Annotated in this window: 17 protein-coding genes and 1 riboswitch; of the genes, 6 read left to right on the forward strand and 11 right to left on the reverse strand. The window is 42.0% G+C overall.

Annotated features, from left to right (window positions below):
• Positions 1 to 264: 264 nt before the first annotated feature.
• Both ACWPWY_RS12315 and cysK read left to right on the forward strand, forming a co-directional pair.
• Complete coding sequence (locus ACWPWY_RS12315; RefSeq protein WP_454191953.1) at positions 265 to 648, forward strand: hypothetical protein; 384 nt, start codon at positions 265 to 267, stop codon at positions 646 to 648.
• Between the two features lie 86 nt (positions 649 to 734).
• Positions 735 to 1,688, forward strand: coding sequence for a cysteine synthase A (gene cysK / locus ACWPWY_RS12320; protein ID WP_454191954.1), 954 nt, complete (start codon positions 735 to 737; stop codon positions 1,686 to 1,688).
• Positions 1,689 to 1,840: 152 nt separating this feature from the next.
• Here the strand turns inward: cysK and ACWPWY_RS12325 are convergent, their stop codons facing one another.
• Positions 1,841 to 3,817, reverse strand: a complete 1,977-nt coding sequence (locus ACWPWY_RS12325; RefSeq protein WP_454191955.1) for an ATP-dependent DNA helicase — start codon at positions 3,815 to 3,817, stop codon at positions 1,841 to 1,843.
• A 203-nt stretch (positions 3,818 to 4,020) separates the two neighbouring features.
• Here ACWPWY_RS12325 and ACWPWY_RS12330 point away from each other — a divergent pair, with 203 nt between their 5' ends.
• Positions 4,021 to 4,992 (forward strand): GNAT family N-acetyltransferase, encoded by a 972-nt coding sequence (locus ACWPWY_RS12330; RefSeq protein WP_454191956.1) that lies wholly within the window; start codon positions 4,021 to 4,023, stop codon positions 4,990 to 4,992.
• Between the two features lie 90 nt (positions 4,993 to 5,082).
• On the opposite strand, the gene ACWPWY_RS12335 is transcribed toward ACWPWY_RS12330, so the two are convergent.
• Entirely contained in the window at positions 5,083 to 6,027 is a 945-nt protein-coding gene (locus ACWPWY_RS12335; protein WP_454191957.1) for a substrate-binding domain-containing protein, read from the reverse strand.
• A 139-nt stretch (positions 6,028 to 6,166) separates the two neighbouring features.
• Here ACWPWY_RS12335 and modA point away from each other — a divergent pair, with 139 nt between their 5' ends.
• The 3 genes from modA (at position 6,167) to ACWPWY_RS12350 (ending at position 9,030) form a co-directional block, all read left to right on the forward strand.
• Entirely contained in the window at positions 6,167 to 6,994 is an 828-nt protein-coding gene (gene modA, locus ACWPWY_RS12340; RefSeq protein ID WP_454191958.1) for a molybdate ABC transporter substrate-binding protein, read from the forward strand.
• 15 nt (positions 6,995 to 7,009) lie between these two features.
• Entirely contained in the window at positions 7,010 to 7,672 is a 663-nt protein-coding gene (gene modB, locus ACWPWY_RS12345) for a molybdate ABC transporter permease subunit (RefSeq protein ID WP_454192877.1), read from the forward strand.
• Positions 7,673 to 8,031: 359 nt separating this feature from the next.
• A riboswitch (cyclic di-AMP (ydaO/yuaA leader) is annotated at positions 8,032 to 8,165 on the forward strand.
• 4 nt (positions 8,166 to 8,169) lie between these two features.
• The gene (locus ACWPWY_RS12350; RefSeq protein WP_454191959.1) at positions 8,170 to 9,030 is read left to right on the forward strand and encodes a C40 family peptidase; all 861 of its coding nucleotides are present in this window, start codon (positions 8,170 to 8,172) and stop codon (positions 9,028 to 9,030) included.
• Between the two features lie 369 nt (positions 9,031 to 9,399).
• On the opposite strand, the gene ACWPWY_RS12355 is transcribed toward ACWPWY_RS12350, so the two are convergent.
• The 9 genes from ACWPWY_RS12355 to ACWPWY_RS12395 all read right to left on the reverse strand — a co-directional run bounded on the left by ACWPWY_RS12355 (position 9,400) and on the right by ACWPWY_RS12395 (position 20,592).
• On the reverse strand, positions 9,400 to 10,071 hold the full coding sequence (locus ACWPWY_RS12355; protein WP_454191960.1) for a cell wall hydrolase: 672 nt from the start codon (positions 10,069 to 10,071) through the stop codon (positions 9,400 to 9,402).
• Between the two features lie 154 nt (positions 10,072 to 10,225).
• On the reverse strand, positions 10,226 to 10,864 hold the full coding sequence (locus ACWPWY_RS12360; RefSeq protein ID WP_454191961.1) for a cell wall hydrolase: 639 nt from the start codon (positions 10,862 to 10,864) through the stop codon (positions 10,226 to 10,228).
• 140 nt (positions 10,865 to 11,004) lie between these two features.
• Positions 11,005 to 12,222 carry an MFS transporter gene (locus ACWPWY_RS12365; protein WP_454191962.1) on the reverse strand — a complete coding sequence of 406 codons (1,218 nt, stop codon included), beginning with the start codon at positions 12,220 to 12,222 and terminating at the stop codon, positions 11,005 to 11,007.
• A 175-nt stretch (positions 12,223 to 12,397) separates the two neighbouring features.
• Positions 12,398 to 13,372, reverse strand: coding sequence for a hypothetical protein (locus ACWPWY_RS12370; RefSeq protein WP_454191963.1), 975 nt, complete (start codon positions 13,370 to 13,372; stop codon positions 12,398 to 12,400).
• Complete coding sequence (locus ACWPWY_RS12375; protein WP_454191964.1) at positions 13,365 to 14,729, reverse strand: nucleotide sugar dehydrogenase; 1,365 nt, start codon at positions 14,727 to 14,729, stop codon at positions 13,365 to 13,367. The genes ACWPWY_RS12370 and ACWPWY_RS12375 overlap by 8 nt, the downstream gene beginning before the upstream one ends.
• A 160-nt stretch (positions 14,730 to 14,889) precedes the next feature.
• Complete coding sequence (locus tag ACWPWY_RS12380; RefSeq protein ID WP_454191965.1) at positions 14,890 to 15,696, reverse strand: response regulator; 807 nt, start codon at positions 15,694 to 15,696, stop codon at positions 14,890 to 14,892.
• A 40-nt stretch (positions 15,697 to 15,736) separates the two neighbouring features.
• On the reverse strand, positions 15,737 to 17,131 hold the full coding sequence (locus ACWPWY_RS12385) for a glycosyltransferase family 2 protein (RefSeq protein ID WP_454192878.1): 1,395 nt from the start codon (positions 17,129 to 17,131) through the stop codon (positions 15,737 to 15,739).
• Between the two features lie 22 nt (positions 17,132 to 17,153).
• On the reverse strand, positions 17,154 to 18,353 hold the full coding sequence (locus ACWPWY_RS12390) for a HEAT repeat domain-containing protein (protein ID WP_454191966.1): 1,200 nt from the start codon (positions 18,351 to 18,353) through the stop codon (positions 17,154 to 17,156).
• Between the two features lie 16 nt (positions 18,354 to 18,369).
• Positions 18,370 to 20,592 carry a hypothetical protein gene (locus ACWPWY_RS12395; protein ID WP_454191967.1) on the reverse strand — a complete coding sequence of 741 codons (2,223 nt, stop codon included), beginning with the start codon at positions 20,590 to 20,592 and terminating at the stop codon, positions 18,370 to 18,372.
• Positions 20,593 to 21,289: the final 697 nt, after the last annotated feature.

Raw genomic sequence — 21,289 nt, forward strand, 5'->3', positions numbered from 1 at the left:
TATCTAAACTAGGTTAGGACGGCTCACTCTTTCAATGGGGTGATGCCCGTCCTTTTTTCTTGTGTATCCAAATTAGAAACGTATATTTCAAGATGATGCAGCAATAAGCAATCACCCCCTCCCAAACAACTCCAGCAGTCTCCTAGATTATCCACTTGCCAAAAAGCATAATGAAATCTTATATTGGATAGTATAGAACAGGAACATATGTTCTGTAAATCACAAATAACCAATTATTCTACCCATAGCTAGGAAGTGAAAAGGATGACGGTGCCATCCACCCCTCCCGCTCCCTCTGAGGCGGACCATTTGCTGATCAAAAAGTATCTTATCTACACATTAATGCTAGATGTTCTGGAACAGGATATTGATACGATAAGCCAGGTTTCTCTGCACATGCCCGAGGTCTACATACTGCGTCTTTCCAAGCTTCAATCCGAAGTTACAGTGACCTTAACCAACCTTCGTTCAGACATGCGTACTCGCGGGATCCGAGTATATGAAGAGTCCAAACAAAAAGAGGGCATCGAAGCACTTTATTTATGCAGAGGATATCGGCGGCGCCTTTTTCTTCTATGGACCTTTGCTAAAACAGAGGTAAAAAAAGAAATCAGCTTTTTTCTCGGGGTAAACTTGACTGAAAATTGAAATAGGGAGCTGTTTACATATCATTACACTTTATAGAATTTCATGTCATAATAATAGGAACATGTATAGTAAAGGGGATTAAAGGCATGAATTCTAGGCAGACAACACCCTCGAAACATAGGAATCGGTTAGTTGTTCAACATGTTACAGATCTCATAGGAGATACGCCAGTTGTAAAGTTACAGCGTATTCCAAGTTCTGAACATGCTGAAGTTTATGTAAAGCTTGAGTATTTTAACCCCAGTGGAAGTGTGAAAGACCGCGCTGCCTTCAATCTGATTAGACAAGCAGAGCTTGACGGATTACTTCTGCCTGGTTCTACCATTATTGAACCGACGAGTGGAAATACGGGGATTGGTCTAGCCATGAATGCGGCGGCCAAAGGATATAAAGCCATCCTTGTCATGCCCGATAATATGAGTAAGGAACGCATTCAGATCCTAAAGGCATATGGAGCAGATGTCATACTCACTCCCGCTTCAGAACGGATGCCTGGCGCGATTCGTAAAGCAAATGAGCTAAAAGAAAGCATCCCTCATAGCTTTATCCCGCAACAATTTGAGAACAGTGCAAATCCAGATGCGCACCGGACTACGACTGCACTTGAAATCCTTTCCCAAATGGAAGGCAAACTAGATGCCTTTATTGCCACTTCTGGCACAGGAGGAACGATTACAGGAACAGGTGAGGTACTTCGTGAACACCTTCCGAGTATAAATATCTATGCGGTAGAACCTGCAGGTTCTCCGGTACTATCCGGCGGTAAGCCTGGTCCCCATCAGTTAGTTGGCACAAGTCCCGGTTTTATACCTCCGATTGTGAATACAGACGTTTGGAATGAAATCATCCAGGTGAAGGATGAGGAACCTCTTCATACGATGCGCCAACTCGCCTCACAAGAAGGGTTACTACTGGGGCCTTCTTCAGGAGCATCGGTGTGGGCTGCTTTACAAATTGCAAAACGTCTAGGTCCTGGACATAAAGTGCTTTGTATCGCTCCAGATACGGGCGAAAGATATTTAAGTATGGGCATGTTCTAATGTTTCGTCTGTAGAAGATCATGATGATCACAAAAATAAAAATATAAAAAGACCTGTTATGACCACTTCAAGTCTACTTTATGACTTGTACTGGGTACAAAACAGGTCTTTTCTTTTTTAATGTTTCTTTTACACTTAATTCGAATTACGAACTACAGTGCCTCTACTGAAAGTGTAGCTCCGGGTGGCAAGACGGCTTCCACTCGCTCTCTCACATTTGAATTAAGCAGAATTTCCGCATCTAGAATAGCAGCCATCCCTTGATCTGTTGAAGAACGAATGAGTCTTCCTAATCCTTGGCGCAGACGAAGCAGCATGTATGGAAGGTCTACTTCTTCATATGCTGAATCAGCAGCTTCCCGCTTAGCCATAAATACCGGATCCTCCGGCGGGTAAGGAAGTGACCAAATAATAACGTTGGACAACGAAGGTCCAGGTACATCCAGTCCTTCCCATAGACTAGCCGCACAAAGTACGCTTTCCTCGGTATTTTGGAATTCCGCAATCAGACTGCTGATCTCCCGATCTCCTTCATAAAGCATCTTATAGGATGCAAAGTAAGGATGATGGGAAGCTGCTTGCTTAAACTCACGAAGTTCATTCATGGTTTTAAACAATAATAAAGCTCGTCCTTCCGTACGCTTGATCAGTTTTGCTGCCATCGCCAGTTTCTTCGCTGCAGCAACTTCCATTCGCATATCACCTTCTCCAAGGAGTTCACTTGGAGCGATCAGTTTCATCTGCTTCTCGTAATCGTATGGAGAATTTACAGAGAAGGATAAGTAATCACTGATCCCCAGGCTGCTTGCTACATAATCAAAAGATCCATCGACTGAAAGGGTTGCTGAAGAAAATACGATCGGCATTTGCAGTCCGAATACTCGTTCCTCTAATACTTCTTTGACTGTTTGCGGCATGATAGCAAGCGTCGCTGAGCCATCCTCATTTTCTTCTGCCCAGCAAATATAAGTTTCTGAGTCACGGAACAGGTGAAGTGCCGTTTGAATCATCTCCAGATGTTCTTCAACAATACGCAGCTTATATTCATCTAGTGTATGAAGTCCACTTTCAAATACGAGTTCTTCATCAATCGCTTCAATGGTACTCTTCCAACGATTCAGTTCAGTCCGCAGTTTATCATCTACTCGGACACGTTTTCGGTCGGAACCCGGTATTGCTGTACTTTGCTCTGCAACCAGTGCAAACACAAGCTGGCTCTGATCAATAGAATCCTCAATTCGGAGCGCGAGTGTCTCCCGGATCTCTCCATCCAACAACCGAGTAACAATCTCTTCATAAGCACTATGTTTCAGCTTATAACTAAGGGCATGTTGTGCAGCAGATTCAAGTAGATGTCCTTCGTCGAATACAACCGAACTATGTTCAGGGAGCAAGGGAAGCTGACCCTCTCTTTTTCTTCCTTCATAAGTCCATACATGCTCCATGTAATAATCGTGGGAACAGATAATAATGTCTGTCGCCTTGCGGTAATAATCACGAGACAGTGTCATACCGCAGCGATGTCTTTTATCACATACAAAACAGTCTTGAAAAGAATCCCAGTTAATCTTATTCCACTGTTCATCATTTAGATTCGGGTATTCCTTACGATCTCCATAGGGGTAAAAAGATTGCATTGTGCCCGGTGAATGGACAAAATCAGGAAGCGTTTCATATACGTCTTCAATGACAGCTGCATCTTCATCCTGAAGACGAACACCGTCTATTTTTTTGAGACAGAGGTATTGATCCGGAGATTTTCCAAGCCGCGCATCAATCTGTAAGTCCAAATAACGGGCAAGTTTAGCAATATCTCCTTCTTGTTTAACAAGCTGCTCAATGAGCGACTCATCTGCACAAGCGATGACTGCGGGCTTCCGTGTATACCTTGCATAGTTAACTGCATACAGCAGGTACACAAGTGTTTTTCCTGTGCCTACTCCTGCTTCAGCAAAAATGGTTTTCTTATTGGCATAGGCTCTTTCCAATTGGTAAGCCATAAATATTTGTTCATCACGGATATCAAATCCATGTTCAGGTAACACATCATAAAAAACATCCGCTACCCAATCGCCGACCTGCTTGACGAATGGTTCTGACGGATCATAGGAGAAAGGATATCGCTCCATGGTTACGCCTCCAACACTTATCATATTCTTATTAGGCAAACTCCAATTATCTCATGAACAAAAAAAATTAGCAACTACCCTTTCTTTCATATTCTCCCCTTTTTTCTCCCTCTCTAATGCATAAAAAAACGAGGGTAACGCCATTCTAATTCTAGAAGACTAATAAGAATTCACCTTTAGTAAAAAGAGATGAGGTGTATATCATGACTTCCTGGATCATTCGCTCCGAACTTCCTTCTGATTTCCATGCGATTGCGGAACTGCATGCTCTAGCCTTTGCCTATAACTTTGGTATGGGAGAAACCGCTCTTGTCAGTGCCCTTCGTACACGAAAAGATTTTGATTCTGAACTCTCCCTAATCTGCATAAAGAACGATCAAGTCATCGGTCATATTCTGTTTACCCCACAAGAAGTACAAATAGAAGGAAACAAAGTGAAAAATCTAATCCTGGCTCCTTTATCCGTTCATCCCGATTATCAAAAGCTTGGTATTGGTTCTGCTTTAATTACAGAAGGAATACACCGTGCTCAGCAGAAGGGATTTGAATTATCTACTGTACTGGGCCATCCGCATTTTTATCGACGATTTGGCTTCAGAAGCAACGCATGGATGGACGAAAAAGTGAAAATCCCGCTCGAGACGATCTTTGTAACAGAAGCAGAACCCTTCATTCGAGAGCGGCGTGTAGAATCTAGTGATCTTCCTACCCTATATGACATGTGGGAAACCACGTATGGACCTTCTTCTTTTGCAATCCTTCCGGGACATTCGCTGCTCGACTGGATTAGCCCATCTAACACCATACGCGCATCCTCCATTCTGATCGGTGAAGAACTAGCAGGTTATATACGTTACAGCGAGACAGACCCCAGCCTCATTACCATGTTCATTGCACGTGACAGAGAAGCTTTTGTCTACATTACATCCTATTTAAAAGGGAAGCTAAGCCCGCTTCAGAACACCCACCTGCTTCTTCCTATTTCTTCTTTATCGCCGCTTCTTAGACAGCTAGATTGGGTTTATGATATTACACAAAAAACATATGCCGAATATATGGTCTTCGTACTGAATGGACCGTCACGTCCTCGTTTACTTTCCTATTTTAAAGACATTCATAAAGGGACTAAAACAAGAGGGTATCTGATCTGGCCGACTGAATTTGATCTTTGTTAGAGCAGCATATAGATGAAAGATAATTCTTTTTTGCAGACGAAAAAACCCGGTTATACAGCCAGGTTCTTTTAAAGCTTCTATATAGTACATTTACATTCTCAGCATGATCTTCCCCGTCTCCGAAAGATCATATCCAGAAATCATATTCAGCTCATGACGAAATGCATCCGAACGGAGGATATCAAGCACGGCTTCAATGAGTAAGGTATTCTCCGGTTGATCCAGCAAGACAAGGTCATAACGTTCTTTAATGAGCGGAATAAATTCGACACCAGCTACAACAGATGCTGCTTTCATCGCTCCTACCCCAACATCAACTTCACCGGAGGCAACTTTTGCTGCTACAGCGAAATGACTGGTTTCTTCACTCTCATATCCTTGGATCGACCATTTGTCCAAACCATGGATACGAAGTTGTTCGTCTACAAGAACTCTAGCCCCTGCCCCTTTTTCGCGGTTCACGAACCGAAGCCCCGGCTTCGTAAGATCAGACCATCCCTCTAACATGTGCGGATTGCCTGGTGCTACATATAATCCAGCCCATCGACTCATCAGGTTTACAACAATATAGGAAGAACCAACTAACAGCCTACGAATATAGGGAACATTGTATTCTCCTGTATCTCCATCAAGCAAATGAGTGCTGACAATATCCGACTTCCCTTGATACATGGAGATAAGGCTGTCTAAACTCCCCACATTGGAACGCAGCGGTCTTAGAAACGGTGATTGTTTCTCTAGATGACTCGCCAGAATATCCAGACTCAAGTCTTGCCCCGTAATAACCACCTGTCTTACTCCACTATTCTGGGAGGCAATATGTAATTCTCGTTTCTCCTTATCATGAGCTGGCTTTGCAACAAAATCTTTGGAAGACTGTTTGTAGGCCTCCAGATCCGCATGGTCTATCCGCATTTGTTTGCCGACTTTATAGGCGGGTAACTTTCCTTTTTTTATCAAATCATATACGGTCAGTTTGGATATTTTTAAAAGCTTTGCTATTTCCTCTGTTGTATAAGATATATTATCTTTCACTTGCGATACCCCCATGGCAAATCTATACCCGCATTGTATCATAATCTCTTTTTGCTATTTAGTATTGTCATCTTATCTATTCATAATATAATAATTAATTATATCTAAATATACTCAATTATAACGATAGGATGATATTATGATCAAAGTGAATAAGGTTAGTTATATTTGTTTATGTTTCCTCTTCATAATTTTTCTAGCTGCATGCAGCACTTCTACATCTAACAAACAAGATTCACAGCAATCTGGTTCAGAATCAACCTCTACCCCATCAGAGATCACAGAGCTTACCATTTCAGCAGCAGCCAGCTTAACAGATACTCTAGAAGAAATACGTCCGATCTTCGAAGAGAATCACCCGGAAATCCAGCTCACTTTTAATTTTGGCAGTTCGGGCGCGTTACAACAGCAAATTAATCAAGGCGCTCCCGTTGACCTTTTTCTATCAGCGGCAGACAAGAATATGCAGGTACTGATTGACAACAATCAGATCTTGGAAGGATACTCTGAAACATTACTGACGAATCAGCTGGTGCTTGTGTCCGCAAATGACAGCAAGATTGATATAACCTCTGAGGCCGATCTCACAAAACCCGAAGTAAAAGTAGTGGCCATCGGTATTCCAGAGAGCGTTCCTGCCGGTAGTTATGTCAAAGAAGCACTCGAAAACCTTGGATTATACGACATACTGCTTCCGAAGGTTATACAGGCCAAGGATGTCCGTCAAGTATTACAATACGTTGAAACGGGTAATGCTGATGCAGGTTTCGTATATAAAACAGATGCTCTTCTTTCTAAAGTTAATATTGTACATATGGTTGATCCAGAGCTTTATGCACCTATCCATTACCCAATGGGCATTACGAGGGCAAGTAAACACATAGAGGAGGCCAAAGTATTTTATGAATTCCTTAAATCTGATGAGGCCAAGACTATATTTCAGCAGTACGGGTTTAAAGGTCTTTAGACAGCGATGCCTATGATGGACTGGAATTTATTTTGGGCGCCCGTACGATTGTCAATGATTGTCGCGCTGCTCTCAAGCCTTGTAACGATCATTGTAGGGAGTTTACTCGCTAAATGGATGTCCAGGAAAACATTCCGCGGTAAACTTTTTCTCGAGACTGCTTTCATGCTTCCCATTGTGCTGCCCCCTACTGTCGTTGGATTTTTGTTACTCGTTCTTTTTGGCAGAAACAGCTTTGTTGGTTCACTAATAGAGCGTATTTTTGAAGCTCCACTTCTATTCACATGGTGGGCAGCCGTTATCGCTTCGATTGTTGTCTCATTCCCTCTGGTCTATCAGACGATGAAAGTTGGATTTTCGTCCGTGGACCAAGAGCTTGAAGCAGCTGGACGCTCCATCGGTGCAAATGAATGGCAAGTCTTTCGCTATATTACACTTCCTCTTGTATGGCCTTCTCTTATGACCGCTTATATACTTGGATTTGCCCGTTCGCTGGGAGAGTTTGGGGCTACACTTATGATTGCAGGTAATATACCAGGTAAAACGCAGACTGTACCCACTGCTATATATATCGCTGTAGACAGCGGTAATACAACCATGGCTTGGGTGTGGACGATCTCTATTATTGTCATTTCATTCCTCCTTTTACTAATAACAGGACGTAATAAATCGACATAATTTGATAACATCTTTGTAATGATCACCCCAACAACCCGTTATTTCTAAAATAACGGGTTGTTTTTTTGTTATATTTTTACCAAAGAACTAGAAAATTAAGGGTTTTATATGAAATAATAGATAAATATTTTGTAATAAAAACAGGAAAATTAATAATTTAGGTTACAATATTGTAACCTAAATAGGTGTTTCAACTCTTCGATTTGGTGATAAATTAACCCTTTTAAATGAATTTAACCTCTCTATATAAGTATATAATTAAGATCTTTGCCAAGTTTTAGTGTATGAAAAGCGAAACTATGGTTACAGTTTTGTAACATTCAATGCTTTTTTTATTATATATTAGTTACAGTTGATTAATATTAATAAAGCCGAATCTACTAGATAGTACGGGGGACGATTTACATACTTGGGGTGAATGGATGATGAAGATCCTAGAGTACCTTCTACTCAAACCCGTCAACTAACCTCGGAGGCTAACGGAGGAATAAATAATAATGATGAAATTTGGTAAATGTATGTTGTTAACTACTCTGCTTGGAGCAGGCTTAGTACTCGGAAATTCGCAAGTAGATGCTTCTTCTTCAGGTTCAAATAGTGTAAATGTACAGCTTAATGATAGTCTTGTTAATTTTGAGGATGCTTCTCCTTTTCTAGATAATAACGATAGAACGCAAGTTCCATTACGTAAACTTGCAGAAGAAATGAATTATACCGTAAGTTCTTCTAAATCAGGTTCAACTACAACGGTTACTATTAAAAAAAATGGAACTACAATTAAAATTAAAACAGGTTCCACAACAGCAACAGTCAACGGAAAAAGTGTAAGTCTTGATACACAAGTGTTTATTCGCTCTAGCCGTACATACGTTCCACTTCGTTTTATATCCGAAGCAATGGGTAATGACGTGGTTTGGAAAAAGAGCTATTCCCTTGCCATGGTAAATACAACAGGTAAAACGTATAGCCCGATTCTCGTAGGAAATGATCATGTAAAAGGAACAAGTATTGTCCAAGAAGCCACAAAATATATAGGTACACCTTATGTATATGGCGGTTCTACTCCAAGTGGATTTGACTGCTCTGGTTTTGTGAAATATGTTTTTGAGAAACACAATGTATCTCTTCCGCGTACAGCTGCTTCCATGTATAAAACAGGAACTTCTGTATCAAAAAGTAATTTGAAGCAAGGCGACCTTGTTTTCTTTAATACAACAGGTTCATCTGTCTCTCATGTCGGCATTTACGTTGGAAACAATAGTTTCATTTCTGCCACTACTTCCAGTGGTATTAAAATCGACAGCTTGAGTAACACTTACTGGGGTCCTAAATATGTAGGAGCAAAAAGTGTACTCTAATATTATAGATTAGTATTAAAAGAAGACATTCACTCCGCGTTTTGGAGATGAATGTCTTCTTTTGTCTTAGAAGTTTCTTACTTGACATCGAGTTGTACCGCGCTTTCGTTGCCAGCACATTGATGATGAAGTTATATTGTTCCTTCGGGTGTAAGTAATGTCCTACAGTGCCGCATAAGGGCTCAGAACCGGGGTTTGTTGTTATCTAATCATCCACGAACACTACATCTTATTATAATCCGCTATATACAGCCCAAAAAAAGGTACAGCCCCTCAACTGTTTTTGAGGAGCCGTACCTTTTCTTTATGAGGGGACTTATTCAGTGACCTCTTGTAAGAAATCATCTTATTGATTCTATAATTTAATTCCTAATTTGTGAAAACATGATTCCCTATTGTTTTTATAATAGGGCGTGCCTTACTCCAAGCAGATGTAGCAATCTTCGGATTATAATAATAGAGAGCTCCCTCTGTTGGATCCTCACCATTCAGCGCACGCTTTGCTGCTATATAAGCTGATGAATTAGGAGTAAGGTTATACTGACCGTCATCCACCGCAGTAAACTGTCTAGGATGAAGGATAACCTCTTTTATGGAACTTGGGAACTGATTAGACTGGACCCGGTTAAGGATGACAGCAGCTACCGCTACCTGACCTTCTAATGATTCGCCCCTCGCTTCACCGTTTATTGCTTTAGCTAAAGCGTTCAGTGTAGATCCTGCGGCAGGTGCCTTCGTCTTCAAAGCGGCTATCGTTCGTTTGCCTGCCTTTCCGTCTACGGCCAGTCCACTTCGCTTCTGGAAGGTTTGAACTGCCTTCTCTGTTTGTGATCCATAGTATCCGGTTACTCCAGCAGACAAGTACCCAAGCGTTCTGAGTCTCTCTTGGAGTTCTACAACTTCAGAATGTTGAGTCCCTTTTTGAAGAAGCATTGCACTGGCCGGAGAAGCCATCCCTACCGTACCTATTGCTATCGATCCGCTTAAAAGTAAACCTGCTGTGAATCTTTTCCACTTTTTGTTGTTATTTAATTTGTTCATATAATCTATGACAACCTCCAGATTCGTGATGTAAGTTTAATAGTGGGATCTGGCTTTGCCGATCCTGAAAAAAAAGCCGAGAGAAAGGGAACTGTTCCTGCTTTCTCCCGGCGAAGCGTTTTTCAAGTGCACTTCATTCTTACAAATTCAATATTTATTTTGTGAAAACATGATTACCAAGTCTTTGTGTAACTGGCCTAGAACTCATCCAAGAAGATGAAGTATACTTCGGATTATAGAAGTATAGAGCATTTTTAGAAGGATCATATCCTGTCAAAGCTCTGCGAGCTGCCTCATATGCACCCGCCGTTGGCACACTTAGTTTGCCATCCGCTGCAGGTGAGAATTGCCCTTTTTGAAAAATCACGTTCGTAATGGCGTTCGGAAATGCCCCGTTCTGAACACGATTTAGAATGACAGCTCCTACGGCAACTTGTCCAGTAAATGATTCTCCGCCAGCTTCATCTTGAATAATACCTGCCAGATGTTTTAACACTTTGTTATTAATCGGCGCTTTGGCTTTCAGTTTGGCTTCTGTCTTGGGACCAACCTTTCCATCGACAGCTAAGTTGTTCACCCTCTGGAATTTCTTCACAGCTGCAACCGTTTTGTCTCCATAGTAACCGCTGATGCCAGCCCAGAAATATTTTATTTTATTCAGTCTTTCTTGGACCTCAACTACTTCGGAACTTCTACTACCCTTCTGTAGTGTCGCAGCACTAGCTGTTGATGATGCACCCAATATGGAAAGAGCACAGGCACATGTTAAGATAAGTGTGGGTATTTTTTTCATTAGTCTTACATATCCTCCGTTTCATTCGTGATAAGACGTACTACATAAAAAAATCTCATCACTGAATTTGGCGGCGCTAAAAGTAACACCTAATGTGTACTATAACATAAGTTACAATTTTGTTACATCTGCCGATGGACCTAATCTACAAGTTCCGTCCCTTTTGTTTCCTTACCTAGCACGAGTACCGCTGCTGCACCAACTAATACCGTAACAAAGAACATGGTGAATATTGTACTAAAAGGCACCCCTTTTTGGACCAAAAGACCTACAAGTAGTGGTGCAATCACGCCTCCGATTCGGCCAACGGATGCAGATAATCCTACTCCAGTAGAGCGTGTTCTCAGTGGATACAGCTCCGGTGTATAAGCATACATGCCTCCCCATGCCCCTAGATTGAAGAAAGAAAGTGACATTCCTGCAATAATTAAGGATATCTCCGAGCTGGCATTTCCAAACCAGAGCGCACTGAATCCTGTCATCACTAAATATACGACAAGTACAAATTTTCTCCCGAATTTCTCAATAAAGTAAGCCGCAGTAAAATAACCAGGCAGCTGCGCGAGCGTCATAATAAGCACATACTGAAAACTTTTGACGAGCTCATATCCTTTTGACGTCATGACACTTGGCAGCCATAAAAACATACCATAGTAAGAAAATACAACCGTAAACCATAAGATCCATAACATCAGCGTGGTCTTCCGATGTTCTATGGACCAAACCGATTTGAATTTCTCTCCAAAGGTAACTTTTTTCAGTTCCTTTTTCTTGTTAAAATCAGGTGGATCTTGGATAGCTTTGCGTAAGTACAGCGCGTAAAATGCAGGCAATGCACCGATTAGAAAAGCTACACGCCATCCGTACTCGGGGATGATGAAATAAGAAATAAGAGCCGATATAATCCAGCCTGCAGCCCAAAAACTTTCAAGCAGAACAACGGCTCGTCCCCTTTCCTTAGCAGGTACCGATTCGGATACAAGCGTAGAAGCGACCGGAAGTTCTCCTCCAAGACCTATCCCTGCCACAAAACGAATGAGGCAAAGGAACACATACCCTGTAGCTAAAGCTGAAAATCCACTTGCTACCGAGAAAATAAGCAGTGTCCACATTAAAACAGCTTTTCTTCCATACTTATCAGCCAGCGTGCCTGCGAGAGCAGCTCCCACGACCATACCAATGGAAGTGGAACTTGTGATCAGCCCTACTTCGCCTGGACTGAGGAGCCATTCCTTCGCCAGAGCAGCTACGATAAAGGACATCATACCTACTTCCATGGCATCAAACATCCAGCTTAGTCCAGCACTAAATAGCAGCTTACGTTGTTTCGGATTCTGTAATACTTCGAGTTTACTCATCGTAATACTTTTGCTCCCTTATGTATTGTATTTGAAGTGGAACCCACCATCTTATTTATAATGATTTAAGACAGCCTGTCAACAACAAAAAAAGAGAACAGTCTGCCTATTAAAGTAAGCATACCGTTCTCTCTTTTTACTATCTCTTATTTCCGCAAACAAGATTTAGGATTGACTATTCATTTTCTTTACGGACGAGAGATACATCATCATTCATTTTCTCATACCACACTTCATAATGATGTACCGCAAGTCCGGCAAAGGAATGATGTTTTGTGCCAAGTTCAGCCGCTACTTCCATCTCTGATTCCATATTCGTAACTGCTTTCCGGTAAAAGGTTAGATGTTCGCCTTCCTCGGTATGACCAAGCTCGGCACCGATCCATACCTGCTTGTCCAGCTCATCTGCTTCAGCAAGTTCTTCCTTGGAGAGATCATACATCTGCTGACCGCTGTCTCGATAAGCCATGATGGCAATGGCATCAAATTGATCAATCATCCACCGGCTGAGTGTACCCTCACCATCCGGACTCTCTCGCTTGTCCAGCCAAAAAGGAACCGCTGCGCTCATATAGAGATTGCCTTCAGACCCTGCCTGAATCCATTCCTCTATATTTGCACTCCATTCTGCAATGACTGCTTGTTCCTCTTGTTCCCATCGCCGCAATTGATAAGGCTCGACATCGAACTGTACACCTGCAAACTGCTCCTCTGGTGCTGCTTCCTGGTTAAATTTCTTTACCCATTCAACCCATACCGTGCCTTCTTGTCGCTTTTCTGTATAGGCCCAGTCTGCGTGACCATTGAGTGCATGGACTGAAATGTCGTGAGCTTTTGCTTCCGCATTAAAATGTCGATATGCTTCATCAGACACGCTCTCTTTCGTTTGCAGAAAAACAGTATTCACCTTTTGTTCTGCTAAGAACATCACAATTTCATCCGTACGCTCTTCAATGATCGAAGCATCCCATAGCCATGTCGCTTTGTTTTCATTCACCCCAGGTGATTTCAGCATGAAATATAGGATAAGTAAAAGGACAAAGATAATTACCAAGCTGCCTCCTTTTACCCATGCCGGCCACGTATTCCATGCATATCCTCCTTTATTCGATGGCTTCTGCGCAGCGTTCACCGCATTTTTCTTAAGCAAATACCGCTTCTTCCTGCGATGCTACGGGATGCTGTACAGAATGGCCTATTTTATAGATGTGCGGTAATGGGTATTCCTTGAATGCATTACGAGTATCGAGTATAGGTACGGCCAGCGATGCGATCTCATCATACTCTAGATTCTTATGGTTCGTAATTAACACGATGCAGTCATAACCTTTGAAGTTAGCAGGGTTATACTCCACACTATGAACCGTTTCTCCATGTTTATCGCGGAAAGTATCTGCATACGGATCGAAGTACTCTACATTGGCACCCGCTTCTTTAAAGAGCTCGTAAACTTCAAGAGCTGGAGATTCACGAAGATCCGCAATGTTTGGTTTGTACGCCATACCGAGCAGCAATATGTTCGATTTACGAATTGATTTCGCATATTCATTCAGAATCGTTGCTGTTTTGTTCATTACGTAGTACGGCATATTGTCATTTGTGGATTGAGCAAGTTCAATAAATTGGCTGTAGAATCTAAATCCTTTCGCTTTCCAGGATAAGTACATCGGATCAAGCGGAATGCAGTGTCCACCGATGCCTGGGCCTGGATAGAACGGCATAAAGCCAAATGGTTTTGTCGCAGCTGCGTCAATTACTTCCCAAATATCAATCCCCATACGGTCACACATCATTGCCATTTCATTTACAAACGCAATATTTACACTGCGGAACGTATTTTCGAGTAACTTAGACATTTCCGCAATTTTTGGATTAGATACAGGAACTACCGTTTCTACATACTGGCTATACAGTGCTGCTCCGAGTTTCAAGCATTCTTCCGTAGTACCGCCAATTACTTTTGGTGTATTAAAAGTAGTATATCTGCCGTTTGACGGATCCACACGTTCTGGTGAGAAGCAGAGGAAATAATCTTCTCCTACTTTTTTACCAATAGCCTCAAGTTTTTGCTCAATCAATTCTTCCGTTGTACCAGGATAAGTTGTGCTCTCAAGCGTGATGAGCATACCTTCCTTCATGTGCAATTTGATTTGTTCTACCACTGTTTCAATGTATGATGTATCCGGATCCTGGTTTTCACTGAGTGGTGTTGGTACACAGATACTCAGTGCATCGATCACACGCAGCATGCTGTAATCTGTTGTCGGCTGAAAGCGACCGCTTTGCATTACCGTTTTCAGGTCTTCCGAAGAAATATCATGAATATAGGACTCGCCTTGATAAATACTCTCCACTTTGGACGGGTCTAAATCAATACCGATTACCGTAAATCCTTGCTTTACCATTTCTACTGCGAGCGGCAGGCCAACATATCCTAGTCCTACTACACCCAACACGGCTTTCTTGCTTTCAATTGCGTTCATTAAAGTATGGAATTGCTCTTTCACAGTACTTCACCCTCCAAATGGAATTTTAGGTAAGCAGGCTGTATCATTTAGTTACCATGATACACAGCTCACTTTTTGTTTTATGTGTTAAAACAGGACTACCTTATCAGTTTGAAATCTACTATTTTACAAGCTACGATTACTGTAAGATCTATGATTTCTATTGAAAACAACGACGAATGCGGGCATCGAGTTCCACAGGAGAAAAAGGTTTGGTTACATAATCTTCTACACCTTTTTCAAAACACTGTGTGATGGTCTGCTCTACTCGTTGGTCTGTCAAAACAATTACTTTTGGCTGCTGTTTTAGATCCAGATTCTGAATCTGATGGATAAAGGGAACTCCACTCATACCGTACAAATTAAGTTCGGTCAAAATAAGATCCGGCTCCACTTTTACAGCCATATCGAGGGCACTAAGTCCATCCACCGCTTCATAAATCTCATATCCTTGCAAAGCAAGGCGGATTTGAAGAAATTCTCTTGTTGATTGTTCTTGATCTACAATAAGAATCTTTCCTGGATGTACCGCTGTTTCATTTGGTGTATATAGTTTGATATCTGCATCCGTACTGAGTCTTGCAGATTCAGCCATACTTTTCAGCAAATGTTTGCTTGCTTTCCCCATTTCAGGGAAGCTTGCAATCGTTAGACGCGGATCGACACCGGGCAAGGTTTGCATCAGGCCCTGTTTGATTAACAGTGCCTGATAGTGTGTGCGGTTGAGTGACATAAAGGGAAGGAAGACTGCAATCGTATTTGTCTGCGTATCTTTCCAAACCTGATATTCCGTCTCGCAGGTCCTCGTAAGAATATCCTGCAACTCTGCATCCGGCTGTTGCTCTCGATCTATGCAGTGAACAAACACAACGCCGCTGTTCTCGTTAGCCATTCCTTTTAGTTGCTCATCAAGAATGTCATATACACTGTCCTTCATCTGACGCTCAAGAGTTACTGTATTTGCCATAAGACTCATCTCCACCTTTCAACATTTCACTTTTACCTTCTTAAGCTGCCTCTTCGGCTTTTGGCTCTTCCCAGCTCTGTCTTGTCATCGTTCCCCAAGAGTTATTTTTTTGCATAAACTGGATATGCCCTTGTACTCTCCAAAGGACGCCAAGCTGATGATACCCTACAAACTTAAGCGCAGAAAAAGCTAACATTTTCACAAGATCAGACGGTTTCGGATAACGGCGGAAAGCAATCTCTTCCAGAATCAGAGCTCCTACACTCAGCAGATAACCACTTAAGAAATTAAGGAGACCAAAAATCACTAGAACAGGCCAAGCCGTCATATCCAGCATAACGTAACCTACTAAAGCCAAAAGTCCAGTAATCCGGAAATAAGGATTCAATGCCTCAAAAAAGATGTTGTACGGCATTGTGAGCATTCCCATTGTTTTATACTTGGGTCTGAACATCATATTTCCGTTCTCCAGCATATTTTTCAGGTTTCCCCGACCCCAACGTTTACGTTGGTTCGAAATAATCTGGTACGTATCTGGTGCTTGAGTCCAGCAGACTGCCTCTGGGCAAAATGCAATACGATACTTTTTCTTGTTTTCTAGCATATAGCGATGAAGCTTGATAATGATGTTCATATCTTCTCCGGGATAGCCATCACGGTATCCACCTACTGCAATAACAGCCTCTTTTTTAAATACGCCGAAAGCACCTGAAACGATAATCAGTCCATTTAGTGAACTCCAACCAATTCGTCCACCAAGGAATGCTTTTAAATATTCAATGGATTGAAACATCGGCCAAATTTTACGTGGAAGTGATACATCTTTTACAGCACCATTTTCAATTTTGCAGCCATTTGCAATACGGACATCTCCGCCGATCGCAACGGTCTCTTCTGGGTTCTCCAGATACATACGAGCCATGCGAATAAGTGCATCCTTCTCAAGTAAAGAATCTGCATCAATCGATGAGATCAAAGGAAAATGTGAAAAGTTTATTCCGGCATTCAGTGAATCGGCTTTACCACCATTATTCTTGTCAATGAGGTAAAGAAAAGGATAATCCGGATTATGATATACACCGCGAACCTGCTCACACCGGATGGTTCCACGGAAAATCGGATTTTGAACGGGAACAAGTCCAAATTCTTTAATGAGTACTTGAATCGTCTTATCTGTAGAACCATCATTGACGACTATGACCTCATACGTCGGGTAGTTGAGTGTCATCAGACATTTTACATTTTCTATAATCGTCAATTCTTCGTTATACGCAGGTACCAAAAGCGATATAGGAGGAACGACATCCGATCCCGCTAAGCTTTTAAAACTGGAATACTCTGCTCGGCGGCGAATCGTAAAGATATCTTTGTAGGAAAAACATAAAATTCCGAAATATAAGACAGTAACGAAAATAACGTAATAAATAATAACCATTCCATATCCAAGCAATATATCCTTAAGCAGTGAAATCCCCTCCAATAACCTCTGACATACGGCGAGTTTGTTTTTCTTTCGGTGAAGCTCCAAAATAACGTTGATAGATTAGTTTCTTCTTGTTCAGCGTCATCATTTTTTCAACTTCTTCTTGACCGTCAGCCGTAGCCATTGCACGCTCTGTATACGCAAGAGCTGCTTCTCTAGCCGTACCGCTTGCCGTAGCCGCTGTTTCGCACAGCACTTCAAAACCGCGCACACCGAGTCCTGCAAGACTTTCTGCACTTTGATTACGCACAAGCATATCTACATCGCTCAGTCCTTTTTGTAACAGCTGGATACTGTCTTCTGTATGGATGGATCCAAGAGCGTTTGCCATCGCTGTTCTAACCTCAGGATTTGAATCTCGCATTAATTCTTTCATCGTTTGATCCTTGAGTAGAGGACCTCTGCTTAGATAAAGTTTAATCGCATCTGTACGTATCGTTTCATCCTTGGAACGGAACAACCGAATGACAGACGGCATCACTTCTGGAGATGTATAAGCATACGAAGCGACGAGTCCCACTTTTACATCATTGTAGTGATCGGACTCAAGCAGTTCTTGTAGCAGATTACTCGGTGTAAGACTCGTTTCCATTAAAATATCTGCCGCGAGTTCATAAACTGGTCTTCCTTTATCAAGGAGATATCTGAGCATCTCTTTCAGTTCAGCAGGTCGTTCTGCGCACTTTGCTACCGCTCTGGCGTATATGACTGCGTGAGCTACCTTTTTTTCTTCTTTTAGCACTTGCAATAAAGCTGTCGTCGCTTCGGCACCTCGTATTCCGCCGAGCCTGTAAGCAGCTTCAATTGTTCTGTTGCTGGAAATGCTGTCAAGCTGTTTCATTTGCTTCGCAATAAAACCAGATTCCCTTGCTATGTCGCGAAGTTTCGCAGCATGCTCTCCCTTAATCTGATCATGGATGACGATTAAGCGATCCATAATGACTTCCTCTTCAATTCTTGTTAATTTCCCTGGTGGAAGTTGAAGTTTTTCATTCCCCGTCAAGTTCGCTTGAACATAAACGAAGTAGTCCTTGTGTTTATTTGCATACTCTTCTTTTTTGCGTTCTTTTGCATTGTGGGTCGTTTTCATCGTTATGAGCAGACCAATCCCCACTACAATGAGTCCTGCGCACAAATATAGGAAAATGTACGCTAGGGCCAAATTAGAAAACATGGATAAGTATCCTCCTTTATTTTTCTCGCGATTGTAATTCTGAGTACGTTTCTTTCATGAGATCATAGCTCTTTTTGAAACGTTCACTATAATTCACTGTTTCCCATGGTTCCCATGAATAAGCCTGAACGTCTTGTATATCAAATGTATCCTCTGTGCCGCCAGGCCAAGATACGTCACCGCTGCTAAGATCAGTCAGCCAAGGGATCAGCCTTATGCCTTCTGTTGTTACCGTCTGAAATTCTTTATTTTCTGTTAACGGACTATAATCAATAACCTGCAGTGAACTCGGATCTCCAAAACCAAGCAGCATCCATGGAATACGAACTTCTATTTCCTTCCCTTCGTACTGCCAAAGGGTTAGTGAATCGAAATCAGCAGAATCCGGATTCGTTGTGCCCCGGTTTAATAGGCCTACAACTTCATCCATATAAGGATGGGCATATTTAGTATCAGGCGGGCTCATCATCAGACTGATGGCCAGCTTCCAAGGAACAAATGACGGTGTAGCCTTTGTCTGTTCCTCCAGCATCCAATAGCCTTCTGGCCCATATAACCGCTGGTTAAAGTCATAGCTTTTTGCGATTGCTACTTCCGATTCCTTATCCTTACCTATTGTAATCAGCGTTTCCAGATCCCCGCCTTCCAGTGTTTTACCTGGGAGAGATTCAAGCGGCTGATTGCCGCCAGGAAGCGTATCTGTTCCAAGATTCAATTTCGTCTTGGACGGATCGAAGGGTTCATCGAGCGTAATCCCCATATATAGGTAAGCTTCATCATGAGTTAATTGAATGCTTTCGATGCCTTCTGTATTGCCCTGCCAAAGCTGAATTTGTTCAGCAGGAAGCTTGGACCACTCGTCCAGTTTCCCATCGATAAACAGCTGGTTTTGTTTGCCTGCTTCCATGGCCAGAATTCCAAACATTTTCTCATTCGTGAGTACGTTCAGCCAGTAAGCTTTACGATCTGCAGGAATTTCAAGCGGCATTGTATTCCATGTTTTCTTAAACCACTCATCCTGCCACATGAAGAGGACTGCTCCGGCATATCCTTCATCATATATATCCCTCGTTAGCGACTGGTTAATTTCGCCTTGTTGCTGCTCATTATGACCACCTTGATCTTTTCCACCGAGACCATAATGAGATATACCAAGAGAAGCCGGAACTCCGTATTCTGTAATCATTATAGGTAGATCGGGAAACTCGGATTTAAGCTTACGTAAGTACGCTTTGTACGTGTTGTATTCCCCTTGCTCATCTTTTATCGTTTGCAGCGTTTTGTCTGTACGGAAGAAGTCTGGATAATAAGGATAGACGTGATAGGCTGCAAAATAACCGCCTTGCCAATTCACGGGTTCAATATGTCTTGCATCTACGCTTACCAAATCTTCTTCAAATAGAGGCTCGCCTGGATGTTCAAGCACATCAGTCGTGACCCAGTTGGTAAAAGTTAAAGGGTGTTCCCATCCGTATTTCTGTTCTTCTTTCGCTACTTCATCCAGCAGCTCAGCAAGCCAGTTCTCGAAGGGGCTCGCCTCTTTTGTACCAGAAATGTGTTCTCCCTCGTAACGAGGATGATCCGGATACTTGTTATTTGTGTCATCTACCATCTGCGGGTCCCACTCGGTCCCCAGATGCCATGCCAGCAAGTACTGGCCTACATTTACTTTGTACTTACCACTCGATTCTCCATTCACATGCGGGATATCCGCATCCCCATACACGGCTGATACTGCTTTTTTTATTTCCGCTTTAAATTTTTCTTCAATTCCTTCAGCAAAAGCGTCCCTTTGCTCAATTAACTGTTCTTCTGGTGACCAGATCCCTTGCATAAAGTACAGCGGATGTTCCTTGCCTTTGTTATACTCTGCGAGCGCTGAATAAAATACGGGCTGATGAACCGTGTAGATTCGGATTACATTTGCGCCCATATCTTCAATCTGTTGAAACCATCTAAGATAATCTTCTTTTACAAGCGGAAATTCACCTGGATAATGACCTGGTTTCGTTGAACCCAGGTTAACACCCTTCACAAACAGTTCCTGCCAATTTCCTTCCTGGCTGTATTGTAAGAACTGATTGCCTTCTGTTTTAAATTTCATTTTCGTTCCGTCTTCTGCTGTAAAAGTGTTTTGCGCTGGTTTCATGTACGAGTATAATGCCCATCCTCCGCCGCCAAAAATAAGAATGCCAATTAAGATCCCTACGGCAAATCGTTTTCTCTGTCGTCTGCTCATGGTTCCTGGTTCGCTCCACTTCTAAAAATCATTCTTAGTCATCGTAAGGCAAAAACGATAGTTGCAATGCCTCCCTTAATTTACAGGTCGCCTGCAATGCAGAATCGGATTCTGTCGTTTGGCGAATGTCTGTAACTTCTCTATTAACTATATCGCCAAGCTTTCCCTTTTGTAACTAGGCAAATGGAAGGAAAGATAGATTGGATAATATTGCCCAGTTTCAAAATCATTATCCTGGGTTTAGGGGCCGACCATCCTAAAAATCCACTTTTCTTTTCCTGCTCTGTCTACACCAAAGTAACACCTGAACTTCTTTTCAATAATCAAGGAAAAGCCTTACTCATCAGTAGTTACAGCCCTATTCTCCTTCCCTCCTGTCTATATAATGTAACGCAAGTAATAACCTAAAGTTGCTCTCTGTTTACAATTTTAACCATAGTTATTACAAAATTGATACTATAGTCCGATATCAAAAACGTGAAAAGCCTTGATACAACAGCATTCTTGAAATATTAAACATTTGAAAAGAAGCAGATGGTCCTGTATCTAGGACAAATCTATTTAATATTCCTTTACATTCTGCTTATAATTCCCTAATTCCTGACTCCCTGGTCTCAAATCACTCGCTCTTTGTGTTAAAAACCATGTCCTTTTTCCTAATTTCTAATACTTTCTGAGTATTTCAGAAATTCTCATC

The organism is Paenibacillus sp. Marseille-Q7038, from assembly GCF_965111595.1.

What these genes read in the sequence shown, in the direction of transcription:
- ACWPWY_RS12315 (WP_454191953.1), top strand. Translation starts at nt 265, where the DNA reads ATGACGGTGCCATCCACCCCTCCCGCTCCCTCTGAGGCGGACCATTTG.
- cysK (WP_454191954.1), top strand. Translation starts at nt 735, where the DNA reads ATGAATTCTAGGCAGACAACACCCTCGAAACATAGGAATCGGTTAGTT.
- ACWPWY_RS12325 (WP_454191955.1), bottom strand. Translation starts at nt 3,817, where the DNA reads ATGGAGCGATATCCTTTCTCCTATGATCCGTCAGAACCATTCGTCAAG.
- ACWPWY_RS12330 (WP_454191956.1), top strand. Translation starts at nt 4,021, where the DNA reads ATGACTTCCTGGATCATTCGCTCCGAACTTCCTTCTGATTTCCATGCG.
- modA (WP_454191958.1), top strand. Translation starts at nt 6,167, where the DNA reads ATGATCAAAGTGAATAAGGTTAGTTATATTTGTTTATGTTTCCTCTTC.
- modB (WP_454192877.1), top strand. Translation starts at nt 7,010, where the DNA reads ATGGACTGGAATTTATTTTGGGCGCCCGTACGATTGTCAATGATTGTC.
- ACWPWY_RS12350 (WP_454191959.1), top strand. Translation starts at nt 8,170, where the DNA reads ATGATGAAATTTGGTAAATGTATGTTGTTAACTACTCTGCTTGGAGCA.
- ACWPWY_RS12355 (WP_454191960.1), bottom strand. Translation starts at nt 10,071, where the DNA reads ATGAACAAATTAAATAACAACAAAAAGTGGAAAAGATTCACAGCAGGT.
- ACWPWY_RS12360 (WP_454191961.1), bottom strand. Translation starts at nt 10,864, where the DNA reads ATGAAAAAAATACCCACACTTATCTTAACATGTGCCTGTGCTCTTTCC.
- ACWPWY_RS12365 (WP_454191962.1), bottom strand. Translation starts at nt 12,222, where the DNA reads ATGAGTAAACTCGAAGTATTACAGAATCCGAAACAACGTAAGCTGCTA.
- ACWPWY_RS12380 (WP_454191965.1), bottom strand. Translation starts at nt 15,696, where the DNA reads ATGGCAAATACAGTAACTCTTGAGCGTCAGATGAAGGACAGTGTATAT.
- ACWPWY_RS12385 (WP_454192878.1), bottom strand. Translation starts at nt 17,131, where the DNA reads ATGGTTATTATTTATTACGTTATTTTCGTTACTGTCTTATATTTCGGA.
- ACWPWY_RS12390 (WP_454191966.1), bottom strand. Translation starts at nt 18,353, where the DNA reads ATGTTTTCTAATTTGGCCCTAGCGTACATTTTCCTATATTTGTGCGCA.
- ACWPWY_RS12395 (WP_454191967.1), bottom strand. Translation starts at nt 20,592, where the DNA reads ATGAGCAGACGACAGAGAAAACGATTTGCCGTAGGGATCTTAATTGGC.